Source organism: Bradyrhizobium sp., from assembly GCF_036009065.1.
In the GTDB taxonomy this organism is placed as follows: domain Bacteria; phylum Pseudomonadota; class Alphaproteobacteria; order Rhizobiales; family Xanthobacteraceae; genus Bradyrhizobium.
The window spans coordinates 69,093-90,018 of record NZ_DASYMN010000025.1; the positions used below are offsets into that span (position 1 = coordinate 69,093).

19 protein-coding genes and 1 pseudogene are annotated in these 20,926 nt (G+C 64.0%); 9 read left to right on the forward strand and 11 right to left on the reverse strand.

Features of this window, described 5'->3' with window-relative positions; translation table 11 throughout:
• Positions 1-27: 27 nt before the first annotated feature.
• From VGP39_RS01770 to VGP39_RS01805, 8 genes are all read left to right on the forward strand, one after another.
• Entirely contained in the window at positions 28-234 is a 207-nt protein-coding gene (locus VGP39_RS01770) for an antitoxin MazE family protein (protein ID WP_327566387.1), read from the forward strand.
• A complete protein-coding gene (locus VGP39_RS01775; protein ID WP_327566388.1) occupies positions 231-554 on the forward strand; it encodes a type II toxin-antitoxin system PemK/MazF family toxin in 324 nt (107 codons plus the stop codon). Before VGP39_RS01770 ends, VGP39_RS01775 begins: the two co-directional genes overlap by 4 nt.
• A 48-nt stretch (positions 555-602) precedes the next feature.
• On the forward strand, positions 603-1,631 hold the full coding sequence (locus tag VGP39_RS01780; RefSeq protein ID WP_327566389.1) for a class I fructose-bisphosphate aldolase: 1,029 nt from the start codon (positions 603-605) through the stop codon (positions 1,629-1,631).
• Positions 1,632-1,633: 2 nt separating this feature from the next.
• Entirely contained in the window at positions 1,634-2,314 is a 681-nt protein-coding gene (locus tag VGP39_RS01785) for a thiamine phosphate synthase (protein WP_327566390.1), read from the forward strand.
• A gap of 7 nt (positions 2,315-2,321) precedes the next feature.
• Positions 2,322-3,368, forward strand: a complete 1,047-nt coding sequence (locus VGP39_RS01790) for a tetratricopeptide repeat protein (protein WP_327566391.1) — start codon at positions 2,322-2,324, stop codon at positions 3,366-3,368.
• Between the two features lie 206 nt (positions 3,369-3,574).
• Entirely contained in the window at positions 3,575-4,378 is an 804-nt protein-coding gene (locus VGP39_RS01795; RefSeq protein WP_327566392.1) for an inositol monophosphatase family protein, read from the forward strand.
• Positions 4,379-4,590: 212 nt separating this feature from the next.
• The gene (locus VGP39_RS01800; protein WP_327566393.1) at positions 4,591-5,925 is read left to right on the forward strand and encodes a sensor histidine kinase; all 1,335 of its coding nucleotides are present in this window, start codon (positions 4,591-4,593) and stop codon (positions 5,923-5,925) included.
• Between the two features lie 193 nt (positions 5,926-6,118).
• Positions 6,119-7,156, forward strand: a complete 1,038-nt coding sequence (locus VGP39_RS01805; protein ID WP_327566394.1) for a sugar ABC transporter substrate-binding protein — start codon at positions 6,119-6,121, stop codon at positions 7,154-7,156.
• 89 nt (positions 7,157-7,245) lie between these two features.
• Here the strand turns inward: VGP39_RS01805 and VGP39_RS01810 are convergent, their stop codons facing one another.
• The 6 genes from VGP39_RS01810 to VGP39_RS01835 all read right to left on the reverse strand — a co-directional run bounded on the left by VGP39_RS01810 (position 7,246) and on the right by VGP39_RS01835 (position 13,441).
• A complete protein-coding gene (locus VGP39_RS01810; RefSeq protein WP_327566395.1) occupies positions 7,246-8,697 on the reverse strand; it encodes an aldehyde dehydrogenase in 1,452 nt (483 codons plus the stop codon).
• Between the two features lie 39 nt (positions 8,698-8,736).
• Positions 8,737-9,462 (reverse strand): ABC transporter ATP-binding protein, encoded by a 726-nt coding sequence (locus VGP39_RS01815; protein ID WP_327566396.1) that lies wholly within the window; start codon positions 9,460-9,462, stop codon positions 8,737-8,739.
• Complete coding sequence (locus VGP39_RS01820) at positions 9,455-10,195, reverse strand: ABC transporter ATP-binding protein (protein ID WP_327566397.1); 741 nt, start codon at positions 10,193-10,195, stop codon at positions 9,455-9,457. The genes VGP39_RS01815 and VGP39_RS01820 overlap by 8 nt, the downstream gene beginning before the upstream one ends.
• The gene (locus tag VGP39_RS01825; RefSeq protein WP_327566398.1) at positions 10,195-11,130 is read right to left on the reverse strand and encodes a branched-chain amino acid ABC transporter permease; all 936 of its coding nucleotides are present in this window, start codon (positions 11,128-11,130) and stop codon (positions 10,195-10,197) included. The genes VGP39_RS01820 and VGP39_RS01825 overlap by 1 nt, the downstream gene beginning before the upstream one ends.
• Complete coding sequence (locus VGP39_RS01830) at positions 11,127-11,996, reverse strand: branched-chain amino acid ABC transporter permease (protein WP_327566399.1); 870 nt, start codon at positions 11,994-11,996, stop codon at positions 11,127-11,129. Before VGP39_RS01830 ends, VGP39_RS01825 begins: the two co-directional genes overlap by 4 nt.
• Positions 11,997-12,214: 218 nt before the next feature.
• A complete protein-coding gene (locus VGP39_RS01835) occupies positions 12,215-13,441 on the reverse strand; it encodes an amino acid ABC transporter substrate-binding protein (protein WP_327566400.1) in 1,227 nt (408 codons plus the stop codon).
• Between the two features lie 167 nt (positions 13,442-13,608).
• Between VGP39_RS01835 and VGP39_RS01840 the strand changes: the two genes are divergently transcribed.
• On the forward strand, positions 13,609-14,520 hold the full coding sequence (locus VGP39_RS01840; protein ID WP_327566401.1) for an AraC family transcriptional regulator: 912 nt from the start codon (positions 13,609-13,611) through the stop codon (positions 14,518-14,520).
• Between the two features lie 168 nt (positions 14,521-14,688).
• Here VGP39_RS01840 and VGP39_RS01845 read toward each other — a convergent pair whose 3' ends face one another.
• From VGP39_RS01845 to VGP39_RS01865, 5 genes and pseudogenes are all read right to left on the reverse strand, one after another.
• The gene (locus tag VGP39_RS01845; protein ID WP_327566402.1) at positions 14,689-15,180 is read right to left on the reverse strand and encodes a GNAT family N-acetyltransferase; all 492 of its coding nucleotides are present in this window, start codon (positions 15,178-15,180) and stop codon (positions 14,689-14,691) included.
• The gene (locus VGP39_RS01850; protein WP_327566403.1) at positions 15,177-15,467 is read right to left on the reverse strand and encodes a DUF1778 domain-containing protein; all 291 of its coding nucleotides are present in this window, start codon (positions 15,465-15,467) and stop codon (positions 15,177-15,179) included. Before VGP39_RS01850 ends, VGP39_RS01845 begins: the two co-directional genes overlap by 4 nt.
• Before the next feature lie 377 nt (positions 15,468-15,844).
• Positions 15,845-19,000 carry an efflux RND transporter permease subunit gene (locus tag VGP39_RS01855; RefSeq protein WP_327566404.1) on the reverse strand — a complete coding sequence of 1,052 codons (3,156 nt, stop codon included), beginning with the start codon at positions 18,998-19,000 and terminating at the stop codon, positions 15,845-15,847.
• A 6-nt stretch (positions 19,001-19,006) separates the two neighbouring features.
• The gene (locus tag VGP39_RS01860; protein ID WP_327566405.1) at positions 19,007-20,218 is read right to left on the reverse strand and encodes an efflux RND transporter periplasmic adaptor subunit; all 1,212 of its coding nucleotides are present in this window, start codon (positions 20,216-20,218) and stop codon (positions 19,007-19,009) included.
• A 500-nt stretch (positions 20,219-20,718) separates the two neighbouring features.
• A pseudogene (locus tag VGP39_RS01865) lies at positions 20,719-20,926 on the reverse strand (class I SAM-dependent methyltransferase); the annotation flags it as partial.

Here is a 20,926-nt window from a genome sequence, read left to right on the forward strand (position 1 = left end):
TGTTACATGTAACAAATGGAGGCTGCCATGACCGATGGCGCAAAGCGGGTGCGCAAGCACCGCGAAAAGATGAAGGCGGCCGGACTGAAGCCGGTCACGATCTGGGTTCCGGACGTCAACGCGCCGGGATTCAAGGAAGAAGTCGCGCGCGCGATCGAGATCATCAATAACAGCGCCGAAGAAAAGATAATTCTTGAGGAGCTTTCGAACGTCGAAATTGAAGGCTGGAAATGAAACGAGGCGATCTGGTCACGGTGGTGCTCCCCGGCGCCTATGGAAAGCCCCGCCCCGCAGTAGTCGTTCAGTCTGATGCTTTCGAGAAAATGGAATCGATCACCTTCCTGCCATTGACCGGTGAGATTCTTCCCAAGCAAGTATTTCGCGTAACCGTGTCCCCGACTGCCAGTAACGGTCTGCAGGCCCATTCCCAAGTCATGGCCGACAAATGCAGCACGTTACCACTGTCAAAAGTCGGTGTCGTCTTCGGGAGACTGGACGACGACGATATGAATGCCGTCCATCGCGCCCTTGCCCTCTACCTGAGCTTTGCCTGAGAACCGTCTCTTTCGAACCTTAAGAAACTATCGCCGAAGGAACCCACCATGAATCTCGCCGAACTCAACAGAATCGCCAACGCCATGGTTGCGCCCGGCAAGGGCATTCTTGCCGCCGATGAATCGTCCGGCACCATCAAGAAGCGGTTCGACGCGATCAAGGTGGAATCCACCGAGGACAATCGCCGCGACTATCGCGAGATGCTGTTCCGCTCCAGGGAGGCGATGTCGAAATACATCTCCGGCGTCATTCTCTACGACGAAACCATCTGGCAAAAAGCAAAAGACGGCACGCCGCTGGTAAAACTGATCGAGCAGGCGGGCGCCATCCCCGGCATCAAGGTCGATGAGGGCACGCAGCCGCTGCCGAATTGCCCCGGCGAGCTGATCACGGTCGGCCTCGACAAGCTCGCTGAGCGGCTGAAGAAATATTACGAGCAGGGCGCGCGGTTTGCAAAATGGCGCGCGGTGATCGACATCGGCAAGGGCATTCCGAGCTACGCCGCGGTCCACACCAACGCCCATGCACTGGCGCGCTACGCGGCGCTGTGCCAGCAGGCAGAGATCGTGCCGATCGTCGAGCCCGAAGTGCTGATGGACGGCGACCACGGCATCGACCAATGCTTCGAGGTGACTGAATTCGTCCTGAAGGAAACGTTTCAGGAGCTCTATTACCAGAAGGTCGCGCTGGAAGGCATGATCCTCAAACCCAACATGGCGATCTCGGGCAAGAAGGCGCAAAACCGCGCCTCCGTGGAGGAGGTCGCGGAGAAGACCGTCCGCCTGCTCAAGGGCTGCGTGCCCCCCGCGGTGCCGGGCATCGCATTTCTGTCGGGCGGCCAGTCCGACGAGGAGGCGACCGCCCATCTCGACGCCATGAACCGGATCGGCGGACTGCCGTGGAAGCTGACCTTCTCCTATGGCCGGGCGCTGCAGGCGGCCCCGCAGAAGGCGTGGTCGGGCAAGACCGAGAACACCGCCGCCGGCCAGCAGGCTTTTACTCATCGCGCGCAGATGAATTCGCTGGCCAGCAAGGGCGAGTGGAAAGCCGATCTGGAAAAGAAAAAGGCGGCCTGAGCTTGGCCACAAAATCCGCGCCGCCACGCCCGGTGCCGCGACTCTACCTCGCGACGCCGATCGTGGACGACCCGATGCCGCTGATCGCAAGTCTGCCGGCGTTGCTTGCCGGCGCCGATATCGCGGCGGTGCTGCTGCGGCTGAAGCCAGCCGATCCGCGCAGCATGATCTCGCGCATCAAGGCGCTGGCGCCGGCGGTGCAGAACGGCGGCGCGGCGTTGCTGATCGAAGGCAATGCCGAACTGGTGGCCCGCTCCGGCGCAGATGGCGCGCACCTGACCGGAATCGAGGCGATGCAGGAGGCGCTGCCGACGTTAAAACCCGACCGCATCGCCGGCGTCGGCGGGCTTATCACCCGCCACGATTCAATGGCCGCGGGCGAAGCCGGCGCCGATTACGTGTTGTTCGGCGAGCCGGATGGACGCGGGCAGCGGCCATCGGCGGACGCGGTCGCCGAGCGGCTGCAATGGTGGGCCGAGCTGTTCGAGCCGCCCTGTGTCGGCTATGCGGCGACGATTACCGAAGCCGGCGAATTTGCGGCTGTCGGCGCCGATTTCGTGCTGGTCGGCGATTTCATCTGGGCCGATCCGCGTGGGGCCGCCGCCGCACTAATGGACGCCGGGCAGGCGATCAGGCAGAGTCACGCCGCCATGACCGGAAAAGCGCAGGCCGCACAGGGATGACGCCGGAATGAACATCCTGCGTCCGATATCGATTGTGATTTGCCTGAGCCTGCCGGCCGTGGCGCAAGTTCAACTGTTGCCGCCGCCCGGAGCGCCTGTACCGGCCGCGAGCAAGGCTGCCAAACCGGCCAAGACGAAAATCATAAAGCCGGCGGCCAAGAAGCCCGTCCCCGCCGCGACGCCACAACCGCCGTCCGCGTCCACCGCACCCGCCGACGATCCCAATGCCGACGTCGTGTTCGGCGCCTATCAGCGCGGGCAATACAAGACCGCGTTCGATCTGGCGACCAGCCGCGCCGGCAACGGCGATCCGAAGGCGATGGCGATGCTCGGCGAGCTCTATTCCGGCGGGCTCGGTATCAAGCGCGATTACGCCAGGGCGGCCGAGTGGTACAAGCGCGCCGCCGACCTCGGCGACCGCGAGGCGATGTTCGCGCTGGCGATGATGCGCATCAGCGGACGCGGCGGCCCGGTCAATCGCGAGGAAGGCGTGAAATTGCTGGCATCCTCGGCAAAACTCGGCAGCCCCAAGGCGGCCTATAATCTGGCGCTGCTCTATCTCGATGGACAGACGCTGCCGCAGGACTTAAAGCGCGCCGCCGAACTGCTGCGCATCTCTGCCGATGCCGGTAACCCGGAAGCGCAATATGCGCTCGCCACCTTCTACAAGGAGGGCACCGGCGTTCCCAAGGACATCGAGAAGGCGGTGCGCTTGCTGCAGGCGGCCTCGCTCGCCGACAATGTGGACGCGGAAGTCGAATACGCCATCGCGCTCTATAACGGCACTGGCACGCCGAAGAACGAGGCCGCGGCGGTGGCGCTGCTGCGCAAGGCGGCCAGGCAAAACAGCCCGATCGCGCAGAACCGTCTGGCGGGCGTACTGGTGGCCCGGCCGGAGGCGCCGGAGGACAGGATCGAAGGCCTGAAATGGCACATCGTTGCGAAAACCGCGGGCAAGGGCGACCTCAAGCTCGACGAGGCGCTGGCGCAGGCAAGCCCGGAGGATCGCGCCAAGGCCGAAGCCGCCGCGCGCAAATGGTTAGGGACCAAATGATCCGCCTTGACGGCGCAGCTTCCGCAGGGCACCCCTTCCCCGTCGTCCCCGCGAAGGCGGGGACCCATAACCCCTGGCGCTTGTGATTCTGGCGCGAGCGTGGCCCGTCGTCGTTTCAATTGAAGCGACACGGCGTATGGGTCCCCGCCTTCGCGGGGACGACGATGTTAGCGCTGCAACACCGAGTTCAACAACAAGCCGAGATCATGCTGCATTCAGCCCTCATCAACGTCATGGTCAAGGCCGCGCGCCGCGCCGGGCGCAGCCTGAAGCGCGATCTCGGCGAGGTCGAGCAGCTTCAGGTGTCGCTGAAGGGTCCGGCCAATTTCGTCACCTTGGCGGACAAGCGCTCCGAGGAAATGCTCTATGACGACTTGAGCAAGGCGCGGCCGGGTTACGGCTTTATCGGCGAGGAAGGCGGTGCCCGCGAAGGCGCCGACAAGAGCCATACCTGGATTGTCGATCCGCTCGACGGCACCACCAATTTTCTGCATGGCATTCCGCATTTCGCGATTTCGATCGGCCTGCAGCGCGAGGGCACCATGATCGCCGGGCTGATCTACAATCCGGCCAATGACGACCTCTACCTCGCCGAGCGCGGCAAGGGCGCCTTCCTCAACGACCAGCGGCTGCGCGTCGCCGGCCGCCGCCGGCTCAATGAATGCGTGATCGCCTGCGGCCTGCCGCATATCGGCCGCGGCGACCACGCTTTGTCACGCGAGGAGATGACCGAGCTGCAGCCGCGCGTCGCGGGCCTGCGCCGCTTCGGCTCCGCCGCGCTCGACATGGCCTTCATCGCCGCCGGCCGCTTCGACGGCTACTGGGAGCGCAACCTGCAACCTTGGGACATGGCGGCCGGCACCATCATCGTCCGCGAAGCCGGCGGCATCGTCAGCGGCGTTGCGGGCGACGACGATGCGCTCAAGACCGGCAACGTGGTGTGCGGCAATGAGCATGTGCATGCGGAGCTGGTGAAGATTCTCAAGCCGCTGGGAGCGCCGAAGCCGTAGCCCGGATGAGCGCAGCGACAGCCGGAAAACCGCGCGAACGAACGAAGGCCCGGGTATCGCTGCGCTCCGCCGGCTACCGGCCTGCGCCCTGGCGCAATAGAGTTCCACTACCGAAATGCTGGTAAATCTCTCCGTAAACCGGCTAGCGTCGATCCGTTGCGTTTGCGCCTGCGCCGGTGCGAACGCGTTCGAATTCGTGAGCCGCCGCCACCATGCCCATTTCCGTCCGTTACGTCGTCCAGTCGACTATCATCCTGCTCGCGGTCGGATTTCTGACCCTGCTCGGTATTGTGGGAATGACGATCTGGCTCGGCGAGCAGGCCCGCATCTATTCCAACGACGCCGCCGAGGCGCGCGACACTCAGACCGCCGCGGTCGAATTGCGCAGCGCCGTGCAGAGCGCGGAGTCCAGCCAGCGGGGTTACTTGATCGGCGGCAATGAGATCTATCTGGCGCCGTACGATAACGCCAAGGCCACGGCCGACCGACAACTCGACCGGCTGAAGCGGCTGCTGGCGCCGCGACAGGACACCGAGGCCGTGCTGCGCCGGCTGGCTGTCGTCATCGCCGAAAAATTCGCCGAGATGGACAAAACCAACCTTTTGAAACGCGACCTACAGGACGCAGAGGCGGCGGCCGTGTTCCGTAGCAATCGCGGCAAGGCGCTGATGGATGAGGCCAACGTATTCCTTTCCAGCATCATACGCGCGACCGACGAGCGTCTGACCAAGGGAGTGACGGAGCAGCGCGACAACGCGACACGGTTGCGCTGGGTGTCGATCCTCGGCGCTATCGCCATCGTCCTTGTCGTTGGCGGCGTCACGATCACCTTCGGCCGCTACGCCCGCGAGATCGCTCAGGCCCGCGACGACGTCCGCAACCTCAATGTCAGCCTTGAGGCGCGGGTCAACGAGCGTACCGCCGCTCTCGGCCAGGCGCGGGATCGCGCCGAAACGCTGCTGGCCGAAGTCAACCACCGCGTCGCCAACAGCCTGATGCTGGTTGCCTCGCTGGTAAAGCTGCAGTCCAACGCGGTGAAAGACCCCGCCGCCAAAATCGCGCTGGACGAGACCGAGGCGCGCATCCATGCGATCTCGATGGTGCACAAGCGCCTATACACATCGGGCGATGCCCGCGTCGTCGCACTGGATGAGTATCTCGCCGGGCTGCTCGACCATCTGCAAACCTCGATGCGGGGCGATGGGCTGGGCGCGCTGCTGCGATATCAGCTCGAATCGCTGCAACTCGGCACCGACGCCAGCATCAATCTCGGCGTCATCGTCGCCGAATGGGTCACCAATGCGGTCAAATATGCCTATCCGGACCGCAAGGGCGAAATCCGCGTCGACCTCAAGCGCCTGCCTGGCGGCCGCGGCGAACTCTCGGTCGAGGATGACGGCGTCGGCCGCAGCAACGAGCAGGCAAAGGGCACTGGGCTTGGAACCCGGCTCGTGGGCGCGATGGCAAAAAGCATCGGCGCGGAAATTTACTATGATGCGCGCAATCCGGGAACCGGCGCGCGGCTGGTTTTTCCGATCGCGGCCTAGGTTTCAGACTGGCTTCCGCCTCGGTCCTGATAATAGATTGAGCCTCGAATGACGGGGGTCCGTCGGGGGCGGAATGATTTCTCGTACAACGCGATCGATGTGGCTTGCCGCGAGACTGGTCTTCCTGGCTGGCTGTTGTGCAGCGGTCGGTCCGTCGTCTGCACAGGAAGGGCCCCCTGGCCTGACGAAGCCGGTGCTGCTTCCGCTCTTCAATCCGAATGCTCCGGCGTGCACGCCGCCGCCGGGGCTGCAGCGCGTGCTCGCCTTCGCTCAAGACAATCAGCGGCAATTCATGAAGGGCGTCGCATACGGACTGACAATGGCGGCCAAAGACCGGCAACTCGACTATCGTGTTGCCGTTGCCGATAACAGCCCCTCAAAAATGATCGAACAGGTCCAGGCGTTCGGCCGTTCCAAGCTTGGCGCCGTGGTGGCCTCTCCCGTCGATCCGCCGTCGCTCGCCCCGCATTTGCAGCGCGTGATCTGGTCAGGCGCCTATGTCGGCGCCGTAGTGCCGCCGCCGGCAACCTCGCTGCTCAATGCCCCGCAATACCTGACCGGCAAGGTGCTCGGCGACACCGCCGCCTCCTATATCCGCAACCGTCTCGGCGGCAGGGCGAAGGTTGTGCTGCTGACTCATGATAGTTTGCAGTTCCTCGCGCCGCGCTTCACTGCGATGCGCGACGCCTTGAAAGACATTCCCGGGGTGACCATCGTCGCCGACATCTCGCCTTTGACGGTGAACGAGGAAGGCGGCGCGGCGATGATGCGAACCATCCTGCTCGCCAACCCCAGCGTCGATGTGGTGCTTGGTGCGGACACCGTGGTGCTCGGCGCGCTGATCGCGTTGCGCGAGGCCGGCAAAGCGCGGCCCGACCAATTTCTCGGCGGCATTGATGGCGAGCCGGAGGCGATCGCAGAGATCAAACGCGGCGGTCCCTACAAGGCTAGCATCAGCCTTGCATCCCCGGTGTTCGGTTATGCGATGGGCCAGCATGCTGCCGACTGGCTGGAGGGAAAGACCATTCCGCAGGCGATGGACATTCTTCCGAAATCGCTCACACAGGATAACATCGCGGCGTATGAAGCGGATCTCGCCGACCCCGCCGCGGTCTGGCGCGACGCAGCGCGCCGCGCTTCGTATCTTAAGATGTACGGGAACATCTGCTATGACACGCGCGAGCAGTATATCAATTTCCCCTGGTCGTCGGAGCGAAAAGGGCTGGATTGAGTCTCGCGTACCGGACGCACTGCAGGATATATGCCGGCAAGCAGCATCGGAGGCTGTCGCCATGAAGCTGGGAAGCGACCTGGCTGAAGTCAAATCGGGTAGTGCTGCGGCCCGGTCTCGATGGTGATCCATCGTAGCTCGGTAAATTCGGCAATGCCGGCCTTGCCGCCGAAGCGCCCGTAGCCGGACGCCTTGACGCCGCCGAACGGCATCTGCGCTTCGTCGTGCAGGGTCGGCCCGTTGATGTGGCAAATGCCGGACTCGATCCTTCTCGCAACGTCCATCGCGCGCGCGATATCACGGCCGAACACCGCCGCCGACAATCCATATTCGGTGTCGTTCGCGACGCGGACGGCCTCGTCCACGCCGTCGACGCGCACGATACCCACGACCGGACCGAACGATTCCTCGGTATAGATCCGCATCGCCGAGGTGACGTGATCGAGTACCGTGGCCGACATCAGCGTGCCCTCCGACCGGCCGCCGGTTACGATCCGCGCGCCCTTGCCTACTGCGTCCCTGATCAGCCCCTGGATGCGATCGACGGCATCGGACCCGATCAGGGATCCGAGTGGCGCGCTCCCTTTGCGCGGGTCGCCGGCCACCATCGAGCCTGCCTTGATTGCGAGCTTCGCAACGAATGCGTCGGCCACCTTGTGATCGAGCACGATCCGTTCGGTGGACATGCATATCTGTCCCTGATTCATGAATGCGCCGAAGGCCGCGGCGGCGACTGCGGCATCGAGGTCGGCGTCGTCAAGGACGATCAGCGGCGCCTTGCCGCCGAGTTCAAGCAATGCCGGTTTGAGATACTTTGCCGCAATCTGCGCGATGATGCGGCCGACGCGGGTCGAGCCTGTGAAATTGATACGCCGCACCGCGGGATGCGAAATCAATGCCTCGATCAGCGCCGGCGCGTCTTCCGGGGCGTTGGTGATGACGTTGACGACGCCGGGCGGCAGTCCCGCATCCCGCAAACATTCGGCAATCAGGCGGTGCGTACCCGGGCAGATCTCCGAGGCCTTCAGGACCACGGTATTGCCGCATGCGAGCGGCAGCGCCACGGCGCGGACGCCGAGAATCACCGGAGCGTTCCACGGCGCGATGCTGAGCACGACGCCCGCCGGCTGCCGGACCGCCATGGCGATGCAGCCCGGCTTGTCGGATGGAATGATTTCGCCGGAAATCTGCGTGGTCATTGCCGCGGCTTCCCGCAACATTCCCGCCGCTAGGCCGACGTTGAATCCGGCCCAGCCGGCGGTGGCGCCGGTTTCGGTCGCCATCAGCTCGACGAATTGCGCGGCTTTCGCCTCGAGTTGGTCGGCGGCCTTGAGCAATATCTTCCGGCGCAGGCCCGGCCCGGTCGACGACCATCCGGGAAACGCCGCCGCCGCTGCATCCGCTGCGCGCCTGGCATCGGCGATCTGCGCCGCGGAAGCGCGGGTGGCCACATCGCCCGTGATGGGATTGAGGCGATCGAACGTTATGCCGTCGACAGCTTGAACGTCCCGGTTCTCAAGCAGCAGGCTGATCTGGTTCATGGCGTGTTCCTCCGTGTTTTCGGAATTGCTTTGTGCATTTCAAATAGCCTTCGCAACGATGCCGCCGAGATAGGCGCGCCGCACGGCGTTGTCGGACATCAATGCGGTTGCCGTGCCGCTCCCGACGATTCCGCCGTTTTCGATGAGATAGCCGCGATCGGCGATGGCGAGGCCTTCGCGGGCATTTTGCTCGACCAGCAGCAGGCCGACGCCGCCCTCGCGCACTTTCCGAAGTGCCGCGAACAATTCGCGCACCAGCAACGGAGACAGACCGAGCGAAGGCTCGTCCAGCAGGAGGATATCCGGATTCGACATCAGGGCGCGGCCGATGGCGACCATCTGCTGCTCGCCTCCGCTCATGGTCCGCACGGTCTGTCCGAGCCTTTCGCCGAGGCGAGGAAACAGCGCCAGCACCCTGCCCCGCCGCGCCGCCTCGCCGTCCCGGGCGCGCTTCGGATTGGCGCCCAGCAACAGGTTTTCCTTGACCGTGAGGTCGGCGAAGATGCCGCGGCCTTCCGGCACCAAGACAAGGCCGGCTTCGACAATCTCGTGCGCCGGCAGTTCGGAGATATCGCGTCCGGACAGTTTTGCGCTTTTGCCGGGAAGGCAGCCCACGATACCGGCGATCGCTTTCAGCAAAGAGGTCTTGCCCGCACCATTGGCGCCTAGGATGACGACAATTTCTCCACGGCCCACGGTGAGCGCCGCGTCCGTCAGCGCGCGATGCTGGCCATAGGTGACGCTGACATCCGAGACCTCAAGCATCCAGCGGCGCTCCCAGATAGGCTTCGATGACGGCAGGATCGGACAGCACGGTCTCCGGCGTCCCCTCGGCGATCTTCCGGCCCCCGTTCATGACCACGCAGGAATCGCAAAGCGAGCGGATTGCGTCCATCACGTGTTCGACCAGCAGGATCGACAACCCTTGGTCCTTCAATGAGCGGATCAGCGCGATCCCGATCAGCAACTCGGAAGGATTGAGTCCGGCCAGCCATTCATCGAGCAGAAGAAGACGCGGCCTCAGAGCGAGCGCACGCGCCAGCTCGAGCCGCTTTCGGTCAATGTATGTCAGTTCGCTCGCGGATCGCCGGTCGTACCCCTTCAATCCGACCCGCTCCAGCAGCGCCATTGCGGCAGCTTGCATATCGCCGCGCGTCAGCGGTGCGGAATGAAAGGCGAGGCCGGCCCTGACGTTTTCGGCACAATTCATGCCGTCAAGCACGCGTACGAGTTGAAAGGTCCGCCCCAAACCGAGACGCGCAATGCGGTGCGTCGCCATCCCCGCAATATCCAACCCTGCGAAACGGATCACTCCGGAATCCGGACGGAGCACGCCGGAGACGAGATTGAGCGCCGTTGTCTTGCCCGATCCGTTCGGACCCAGCAGCCCGACGATCTCGCCGGACCGAACAGTCAGATCCAGCGCGTTGACGGCGACAAGGCCGCCAAATGCCCGGACCAGGCCCCTGATCTCGAGGACGGTTGAGGCTGCGGGCATCATGCCTTGGCCTCAGGAGCAGGTGCGCGCCGCGCAAAATCGTCCCACAGACCTACGACGCCGGAGGGCAAGGCATATACGATCAGCAGAAAGACAACGCCCATGATCAGCGTCGATGCGGTCGGAAACCGTGCCGCCAGGACCTCGAACAGCAACGTAAGCGGGATCGCTCCGAGCGCCGGACCCCAGAGCCGGTGCGCGCCGCCAAGCAGCGCCATGATCACAACCTCGAAAGAAATTGTGGCGTTGAATGCAATCGATGGCTCGATATAGGTCCAGCGTGGCGCCATGACCGCGCCGACCAGCGTCATGAAGACGGCGCTGATCGCAAACAGCGCGACCTTGGCGATGGTGACATTGATCCCGCAATGTTTTGCGACGGTTTCGTCCTCGCCGATGATACGCAGCGCAAATCCGAGGCGTGAGCGGGCGATCATCCAGCCGATCAAGAACACTGCGGCTGCGAGTGCGAGAAGCTGCCAGTAGATATCGCTCTGGGTAATATCCACGAACACGTAACGGCCGAGCACGCGCGTCTTGTTGACCTCGTACCAGATCACCAATTGGCGAACGAGTTCGGCGAGGCCAAAGGTGAAGATCACAAAGTGCAGGCCGCTGAGCCGCAACGTGGAAATTCCCACGATCACCGCCATCACCGCCCCGATCGCGCTGGCGATAAGCAGCACCAGCGGCCAGGCAAGAAGTTCGCCGAGCACCGCCACGGTGTACGCGCCCACCCCGAAAAATGCCGTCGTCGCCAGCGATACATAGCGCGTCGGCCCGGAGAACAGACCCCATGCCGTCGCAAGCACGGTGAATTGCAGCAGGCCGATCGCGAGCGCGAGATGATAGGCATCGGCGTAAACCGGAAGCAGCGCCAGCACGGCGAGACCGGCGCAGGCCGCAAGCACGGCGGCAACGCGCATCCGGATCATCGCTGCGCGCTCCCGAGCAGACCCGCCGGCTTGACCAGCAGGACACCGAGAAACAGTGCAAAATTCACCGCGAGCGTCAGCCCGGGATCGACGAAGGTTGCAACCAGCGATTCGCTCAGGCCCAACGCCAATCCCGCGACGAGACAACCGAAAAGGTTGCCGACGCCGCCCATCACGACCACGATCAGGGCCTTCATGGTGAAGATCACGCCCGAGGACGCGCTGAACGTCAGGAACATGCTGATCAGGACGCCCGCCGCCGCCACCAGCGCGCCGCCAAGCGCGAACGCAAACGCGGACGTACGGACGACATCGATCGCAACCAGTTGCGCGGCCGCGGGATCGACCGCAACGGCGCGTATCGAAGTGCCAAGCCGGGTACGGGTCAGGGCCAGATAAAGTGCAAGCCCCACCGCCACCGCAAGGCCGAAAGCGATCAGCCGGTTCAATGCGAGAATTTCCCCGAACAGGCTGACCGGTATCGCGAGAAACGAGTAACTGAAATAGGCGCCCCCGAATATCGAAAGCATGATGCCCTGAACGATGAACATCATGCCGAACGTCGCCAGGATGCTGTCGACTTCGAGCGCGTCGCGCGACCGCGCCCGGCGCACCAGCGGCGTGAGCAGGACGCGGTAGAGAACCATGCTCACGCCGAAACCGGCAGGAATGACGAACGCGAGGCCTACCAGCGGGTTCAATGCCCATCCGGTGAACAGCCACCAGGAGGCAAAGGCCGCCGCGACGAGAAACTCGCCGTAGGACAGGTTCATGATCCGCGCCACGCCATATTGAAGGGTCAGCCCCATGGCGATCAGCGCGTACATGCCCCCGAGCATCAGGCCGGTGAGGACAGCGTTCGTCATTTACTCATCGCCGGTGTGACCAATGCATGACGAAGTCAGGTTGAAGCGGCTCCTTCTCACCTCTCCCCGGAGGGGAGAGGTCGAAGCCGGAGCGCCAGCGAGGCTTCGGTGAGGGGTATCTCCACGCACTCGGACTCGCGGAGAGGCCCCTCACCCGCCGCACATCTGACGATGCGCGGCGACCTCTCCCCTGCGGGGAGAGGTGCTCTAGTTGGCAATCACGGCGCCTTCCATGCCGGTTTCGGGATAATCGGGGCGCGCGCGCCTTCGTTGGTGGCCGGTCCGACGCCGTAGAACTCGCCGTCCTGCCATTGCCCGACCCACCAGTATCTGGTCGGCAGGTTGTTCTCGAACTTGACCTTGCCGATCACGGTGTCGAACGTTGCGGTCTGCAGGTCCTTGATGACGGCCTCACGGTCGGGCTTGCCGACGCGCTCGATCGCCTGTTGCAGCATCTGCAGGCTCGCATAGGTCACGGCACTGGCCCAGCGATCCGGCTCGGCGCCGTTCGGCGATGCGGCCTTGTGACGCGCGAGGTAATCCTTGATCGGTGCGCTGTCGCCGCTCCAGCCGCCGATCCCCATCACGCCCTCGGCATTCGGACCGAACTTCTGTTTGAACAACGGGAATGCGGTGCCGACGCCGGTGTAGAAAATCTTCGGGTTGAAGCTTGCGATCCGTGCCTGCTCGGTAATCCCGAGCGTGTCCGGCGGATAGCTGAAGGCGATGAAGACATCCGGATTGAGCGCCTTCACCTCGTTGACGATCGGGCTGAGATCCTGGGTCCCGACCGGATAGGTCTTGTCATAGGCGAGCTTGAAATTGGCCTTGGCCAGCGCCGGACGCGCCGCGCCCGACAGATCGATGCCAAAACCGTCGGCGACGCTGACCATCGCGACGGTGTCGCCGATCTTGCCTTCGCCCCGCAGCTTGACCAGGAGATCGACGAGGGTGTTCGCAGCGCCCGCGCTGGTGCCGAGCAGCCAGAAACTGTTGGGCCAGCGCTTCGCCAGTTCAGGCGCGCGGTCGGTCACGGCCGTGGCTGCAAGATGCGGATAGCCGGCTTTGTTGAGAATCGGCCCGACCGCAAGGTTGAGGCCGGTGCCCCAGGGCGGCAGGATGAAATCGACTTTGTCCTGGGTGATCAACCGTTCCAGCGCACGCGCCGCTTCCTCCGCGCTTGAGCGATCATCATATTGCACGACCTCGATCGGCACGCGCTTGTCGCCAAGCTTCAGGCCGCCGGCGGCATTCACTTCCTTGACCCACATTTCGTAGTTTGGCAGCGTGGTCACCGCGGCGCCGCCGGCATTGGGGCCGGTGCGCGAGAGCGCGTAGCCGATCTTGACTGAACTCTGCGCCAGTGCGGGCGTGTCCGCCGCAAAAATGGCAGCACCGGTGACGGCGAGCAGACCCGCTGCGAAACGGGTGACGGATGACACCATGTTCTCCTCCCAGAGACTTTCGCGTCCATCGCCTTGAGCGGCGTTCGACTGCGCAGAGCCTATGCGCGCGTTTCCCGCAGCGTATTGGACGTATTCGGGGATTGATTGTATCTTGCCGTCAAAGATGCCTTGAAAAGGGGCGACCGATTGTCTCGGGTGGTGGGGACATGCAGCTGGGTTCGGGGCTGGAAACCTTTGCGGAGAAGCCCGTCGCCGCGCTCCACGCCGAGCGGTTTTCTGCCGGCCTCGCGCCGGCCGACTGGATTATCCGTCAACGTGGACCTCGTCGCGCGCACCTGCTGGTGACCGAGACCAGACGAGGAAGCGTTGCGTTGCGCGGCACGAGGATCGAATTCGAGGCGCCGGCGCTGCTGTGGCTGCCCGCCGATCTGGAAGGCGATCTGCAGGTCGAGGCCGGCGCACAGGGATATCTGGTCGCGGTTTCCGAAGATTTTCTCACCAGGACCGTCGCGGGCAGCGCCGAGGCCCTTCATCTGCGCCGCACCATCGACCGGCTGGTGCTCCTGAGGGCGGGACAGGTCGAGGCGACCTTCGGCGCCGTCGTCCATTGCTGCGACACGCTGGTGTGCGAAGTGCATTCTCCCGGCCGAGGCACGACGACGATGATGTCATCGCACGTGCTGCTGCTCTGCCTGCATCTGTGGCGTTCGGTGCTGTCAGGCCAATCCTCCGACGATGCCGCAGAGCGGGGAGATGGACCAAGGCTGGTCGGAAATTTCCTCCAGATGGTCGAACTGCACTATCGGGACGGCTGGCCCGTCGCGCGGTACGCGACCGCCCTGGGTGTGACAGACGACAAGCTTCACGCGCATTGCAAACGCGAGAAGGGGTTCAGCCCTCGCGCCGTCGTTCATGCGCGGCTGATCCAGGAAGCCTGCACCCGCCTGCAGCAACTCGATCTGCCGGTCGAACAGATCGGTTACGGGCTTGGATTTCGCGATCCGGGGTATTTCAATCGTTTCTTTCGCAAGCACCGCGGGGTTTCGCCCGGCGCCTGGCGGCGCCGCGCCCGACTGGAGCAAATGCGACACGGTGCATCCTATGCGGCATGGCCGTGACGGAGCGCCTGCCCGGTCGCAACGCATCGTGTCCCGGACGCGGTGCGGCATTCTTCATGCCGCTCCGCAGAGCCGGGACCCATTACGCGCACCGGTCCTCGTGAAACATGGGCCCCGGCTCTGCAGCGCACCGCAAGGCGCTGCGCTGCGTCCGGGGCACGAGTGGCCCTACAGCGTTGCCTGAAGATCCGCGAGCGTGACCATCAGCGTCATCGGCTCAAGCGGCGATTCCGAAAGACCGAGCGCAAGGTAGAACGCCTTGGCTTCGTCCGAAATGGCGTGGACCAGCATGCCGCGTATGCCGATCGCCTCGGCTGCCTGCATCACGCGCAAGGCGCTGTCGCGGAACAGCGCCCGGCCGATGCCCTGCCCGTGACAGCTTTGATCGATGGCAAGGCGGCCGAGCACCGCTACGGGTATCGGGTCCGGCATGTTTCTCCGGAATCGGCTGGGAGCCACCGCTGCGTTCACGGCGCCGGAGGCTAGCGCATAGTACCCGACGACAATATCATCGGCACAAATTACAAAACTGCGCGAAGCACCGCTGACCTGATTGGCCCGGGCCCGACGCCGCAGCCACTCGTCCAGAGGGGGAACGCCCGAATTGAAGGTTTCGAGTTGATGATGGTCGGCCAGCAGCGCGGGCGCGCTCAGATTCACCCGCGGTCCCATGGCGCAGCGGCCTGCATGGTGCGGCGCAGGCGTTCATTCGGCTGTGGCGGCGCGTCAAGCCGCCTCAGAAACTCGGCGTAGGCCTTGGGGTTGACGCTGAACGCCGTGCGGTCGAGCAGCGCATCCTCCGCGGCCCGGCGCGCAGCATCCAATACGAAGTCGGTGCGGTTCTTGCCGGCAAGCTGGGCAGCACGATCAATCAATCCGCGCAATTCAGGTTTGATGCGCAGGTTGAGGGAGTCACGTGTGGCGGTTCGGTTCGGTGTCGTAGCCATACACCAAACTAACACGGCGTAATGTCATTGTCATTACAAGAGTCGCATCGGGTTCCGGGCCAGGCAAGCATCGTGTCCCGGACGCGGTGCGGCATTCTTCATGCCGCTCCGCAGAGCCGGGACCGTACCAAGCGCTGCGTTCTGTACGACCCTGCTTGGCAGCGCACCGCGCCGCGAAGTGGCGCGCTGTGCAGCATCCGGGGAACGACGGTTGCTTTCGCCGGCCACACCGACCGCCGTCATCCTGAGGTGCGAGCCCCTGCGAGCCTCGAAGGATGAATGTTCAACCACCGTTCTTGCGGCATATCCTTCGAGGCTCACCGCTAGGCGGTGAGCACCTCAGGATGACGGTGGTGATGTTGTTGCCGTCGTCGATGTTACTCCGCGGGCGCCGGCGGCCCATGCAGCTCCGCGGCAGCAGCACTCTCCACCTTCGTCTCGTCGTCCCGCCCGAAAAACCGCATCACCGCGACGAAGAACACCGGCACCATCAGCAGCGCCAGCACCACCACGGCGATCATGCCGCCCATCACGCTTGAGCCGAGCGCCTGCTGGCTGGCGCCGCCGGCGCCGGTGGCGATCACCATTGGCAGCACGCCGCAGACGAAGGCGAGGCCGGTCATCAGGATGGGACGGAAGCGCAAGGCGCAGGCTTCCAGGGTGGCCTCGATCAGCGGCTTGCCTTGTGCGCGCAAATCCTTGGCGAATTCGATGATGAGGATGGCGTCTTTCGCGGCGAGCCCAATGATGGTGATCAGGCCGACGGTGAAATAGACGTCATTGGGCAATCCACGGAATGTCGCCGCCAGCACCGCGCCAAGAATCCCGAGCGGCACGGTCAGCAGCACCGCCAGCGGAATGGTCCAGCTCTCATAGAGTGCTGCGAGACACAGGAACACCACCAGCGCGGAGAGGCCGAGCAGGAACGGCGCCTGCGAGCCGGACAGCTTCTCCTGCAGCGATTGCCCGGTCCATTCGTAGCCGAAACCGCGCGGCAAAAGATTCGCGAGCCGCTCCATCTCCTCGATGGCGTCACCGCTGGTATAGCCCGGCCGCGCCTCGCCGCTGATGCGCACCGACGGATAGAAATTGAAGCCGGCGATCTGGGTCGGTCCCCTCGACCAGTCGACGCTCGCGAAGGCGGAGAACGGCACCAGCTGGCCGCGGCTGTTCTTGACGTTGTAGTTCAAAATATCGTCGGCGTTCATTCGCTTGCCGCTGTCGGCCTGCACGATGACGCGCTGCATGCGGCCGCGGTTCGGAAAGTCGTTGATGTAGTTGGAGCCGAGATTGGTCGAGATGGTGGTGTTGATGTCCTCGAACGTGACGCCGAACGCGCCGGCCTTTTCGCGGTCGATCATCAGATTGACCTGCGGACCAGCCGGCAGCCCCTCGACATAGACCTTGTGCAGGATCGGGCTGGCATTGGCGCTGGCGATCAGTTGGTCGGCGGCGCTCACCAGCGCCGGATAACCTTTCTGCCCGCGATCCTGCAGCCGAAAACTGAAGCCGGAGGAATTGCCGAGATTGTCGATCGGCGGCGGCTGCAGTGCTGCGATCCTGGCATCGCGGATCGAGGACAGGTCCTTGTTGATATCGGCGACGATGGCGGCGGCGGAATCCTTCGGCGGGCGCTCCGACCAATCCTTCAGCGTAATGAAGGCCTGCGCGGTGTTGATGCCCTGGCCTAAAAAGCTGAAGCCAGTGAGGAAGGTGACGTTGTCGATGCCGGCGCGCTGCGCCAGATACTTTTCGACCTTTTCGATCGCGGCTTCGGTGCGGTTGAAGGACGAGTCGGAAGGCGTCTGCACGTCGGTGGTGATGAAACCCTGGTCGTCGACGGGGAGAAAGCCGCCGGGCAGACGGGCGAACGCCCAGGTCAGTCCGAACAGAAGCGCCACATAGATCAGCATCAGCCGCCCTGTGCGCTTGAGCGACCAGCCCACCGTGCCCGAATAGCGATCCCGCACGAAATCGAGGCCGCGGTTGAACCATCCGAACACGCCCTTGCGCGCGTGGCCGTGTCCCGCCGTCACCGGTTTGAGCAGCGTCGCGCACAGCGCCGGCGTCAGCGATAGCGCCAGCAGCGCGGAAAATCCGATGGCGGCGACCATGGTGACCGAGAATTGCCGGTAGATGATGCCGACCGAGCCCGGGAAGAACGCCATCGGCACGAACACCGCCATCAGCACCAGCGTGATGCCGATGATGGCGCTGGTGATCTGCGCCATCGCCTTGCGGGTGGCTTCCTTCGGCGGCAGCCCCTCCTCGGCCATGATGCGCTCGACGTTCTCCACCACCACGATGGCGTCGTCGACGAGAATGCCGACCGCCAGCACCATGCCGAACATGGTCAGCATGTTGACCGAATAACCCGCGAGCAGCAGCACCGCTGACGTGCCGAGCAGCGCCACCGGCACCACGATGGTCGGGATGATGGTGTAGCGGATGTTCTGCAGGAACAGGAACATCACGATGAACACCAGTATCACCGCCTCGACCAGCGTCGACAGCACCTTTTCGATCGAGGCTTTTACGACCGGCGTGATGTTGTAGGGAATGTCATAGGCGATATTGGCGGGAAAGAATTTCGACAGTTCTTTCATCTTGGCTTCGACCGCGCCGGCGGTCGCCAGCGCATTGCCGGTCGGCGACAGCAGCACCGAGAGGCCCGCAGTCGGCTTGCCGTTCAGGCGGGTGGTGAACTGATAATTCATGCCGCCGATCTCGATGCGGGCGACGTCGCGCAGCCGCACGGTCGAACCATCAGGATTGGCGCGCAGCGTAATGGCGCCGAATTCGTCCGGCGAACTCAGCTGCCCCTTCACCAGCACCAGCGCGGATATCTTCTGGTCCGGCGTCGACGGCTCGGCGCCGACGCTGCCGGAGGCTACCTGCGCATTCTGCGCCGATATCGCCTTGGTGACGTCGTCGGCGGTCAGGCCATAGCCCACCAGTTTTGCCGGATCGATCCAGATCCGTAAGCTACGCTCGGTGGAATACAGCGTGGCGCGGCCGACGCCGGGAATGCGGCGGATTTCGCCCAGCACGTTGCGGATCATGAAGTCGCCGAGGCCCACCTCGTCGAGGCTGCCGTCGGTGGAGCGCAGCGTGACGATCTGCAGTACGGCGCTGGAGGCTTCCTCGACCAGGATGCCCTGCTGGATCACCGCGCGCGGCAATCGTGCTTCGACGCGCTTGATGCGGTTCTGCACTTCCACCGAGGCCAGAGCGGTGTCGGTGCCCGGCACGAAATTGGCGATGATGTCGACCTGGCCCAGCGCGTCGCTGGTGGATTCGAAATTGAGGATGCCATTGGCGCCGTTCAGTTCCTCCTCGATCAGCCGCGTCACGCTGTTGTAGAGGTTTTCCGGCGAGGCGCCGGGATAGCTGGTAGAGACCGAGATTGAGGGCGGCGCGATGATCGGATATTGCGCCACCGGCAGCCGCGGGATCGCGATGACGCCGATCAGGCAAATGAAGAGCGCGACGACCCAGGCGAAGATGGGCCGGTCGATGAAGAAGCTCGGCATCGGACGCTACCGGTGCGCTTGCGTGGTCGGATGATGATCCGGTATCGGGCCCGCGGACGCATCGGCCTCGGTCCACGCCCGCGGCTTGACCTTGTCTCCGGCGGCGAACTTCTGGAAACCTTCCACCACCACCCGGTCGCCGGACTTCAGGCCCTCGGTCACGAACCACTGGCCGTCCTGCACCGATCCGGTGCGCACCACCTGCGTCGCCACGTGATTGTCGTCCTTGACGACGAACACCTCGCTGCCGCCGCCGCCATTGCGCTGGATCGCCTGCTGCGGCACCGCGATGGCGTCGGTGTCGATGCCCTGCTCGATCAGCACGCGGACATACATGCCCGGCAGCAATTCGCGCTTCGGATTGGGAAACTCGCCGCGCAGCGTCACCTGTCCGGTGTGGGCATCGACCTTTGCTTCGGAGAACAGCAGTTTTCCGGTGAGCGGATAGGGCGTGCCGTCGTCGAGCACGAGACGGACTTTTGCCGCACCGGGCACGATGCGGTCGAGGTCGCCGGCCTCGAAGGCGCGGCGCAGATGATTGAGTTCGCCTACCGACTGCGTGAAATCGGCATAGATCGGATCGAGCTGCTGGATGGTCGCTAGACTCGTCGCATCGTTCTGCACCACCAGCGCGCCCTCGCTGACCAGCGCAGCACCGACGATGCCGTCGATCGGCGCGCGAATGGTGGCGTAATCGAGATTGAGTTTTGCGCGCGCGACGTCGGCCTTGCGCCCCGCCACGTCGGCTTCGGCCTGGCGCATCGCCGCGATGGCTTTTTCGTTCTCCACCTCGGTTGTGGCGCGTTGGCTTGTGAGTAGCGCAACACGCCGCGCCTGCTGCGCCGCCTGGTCGTACACCGCATTGGCCCGCGCCAGCGCCGCTTCATTCGACTGCAGCTCGACCTCGAACGGCCGCGGATCGATTCGATACAGTGGATCGCCGGCCTTGACTTCGCTGCCCTGATTGAAGCTGCGCTCGACCACGATGCCGGACACCCGCGGCCGCACATCGGCGACCCGCGTCGGCGCGATGCGTCCCGGCAATTCGCGCACGACCGCGCGCGGCCGCGGCGCAACGGTGACAATGCTGACTTCGGGTTCGGAAGTTTGGGTGGTAGCCGCGACCGCGAGATTCGGGTCTTCGCATCCACCGAGGTACGGCGCGAGCCCGCACATCAGAAGCGCGGCGGATGCGAGCCGTGTGAGTGATCGTGTCATCGGTTTTTCAAAATCCCAACGCGATGCGGACACGCAACAAAGCTCGACGAGCCGTAAGGCTCGCAGCTTCGCTTCGCGACACCGCAACATCTTTGATGACGGGGAAGTTAGGTAACTTCGGTTGCAATGCAACATACTTGTGCGGCGGCTCAATGCCACACGAGGCTAGCGCATTGAAAGGGCGGGGCTTTTGACTGCTCACACGATCGTGAATCCACGTGAGCGCGCAGGGAAAAGAAAATGAAAATCATTTTGATGAAAGACCGCCGTTTGGATGCTAAGCGAGACAGCATAGAGCGGAATTGTTGGGCGCTGGTCCCACGTGTCCCGGGCGCGATGCAGCGTTCTTCATGCTGCTTCGCAGAACCGGGACCCCGGTTAAAGTCTTAGCAACCGGGACCCCGGCTCTGCAGTGCACCGCTTCGCAAGTGCTACGCCATAGCGCGTCGAAGACGCGCGTAAACGCGCTTATGGCACTGCGTCCGGGGCACGAAAGCACCTCACCCCATCCGCATCCGGTAATGGCTCACCCCCCATTCGCTGCCGGCGGCGTAGCCGAACAATCCGGCGGTCGCCAGGAAGAACCACCGCCAGCGGCGCATCCACAAATTGGTGTCGCTGCCGTAGACCGGGCGCAGCACGTCGTCGATCTCATCGCGATGCGCATCGAAATTGGCCAGCCAGTCCTGCGCGGTGCGCTGATAATGC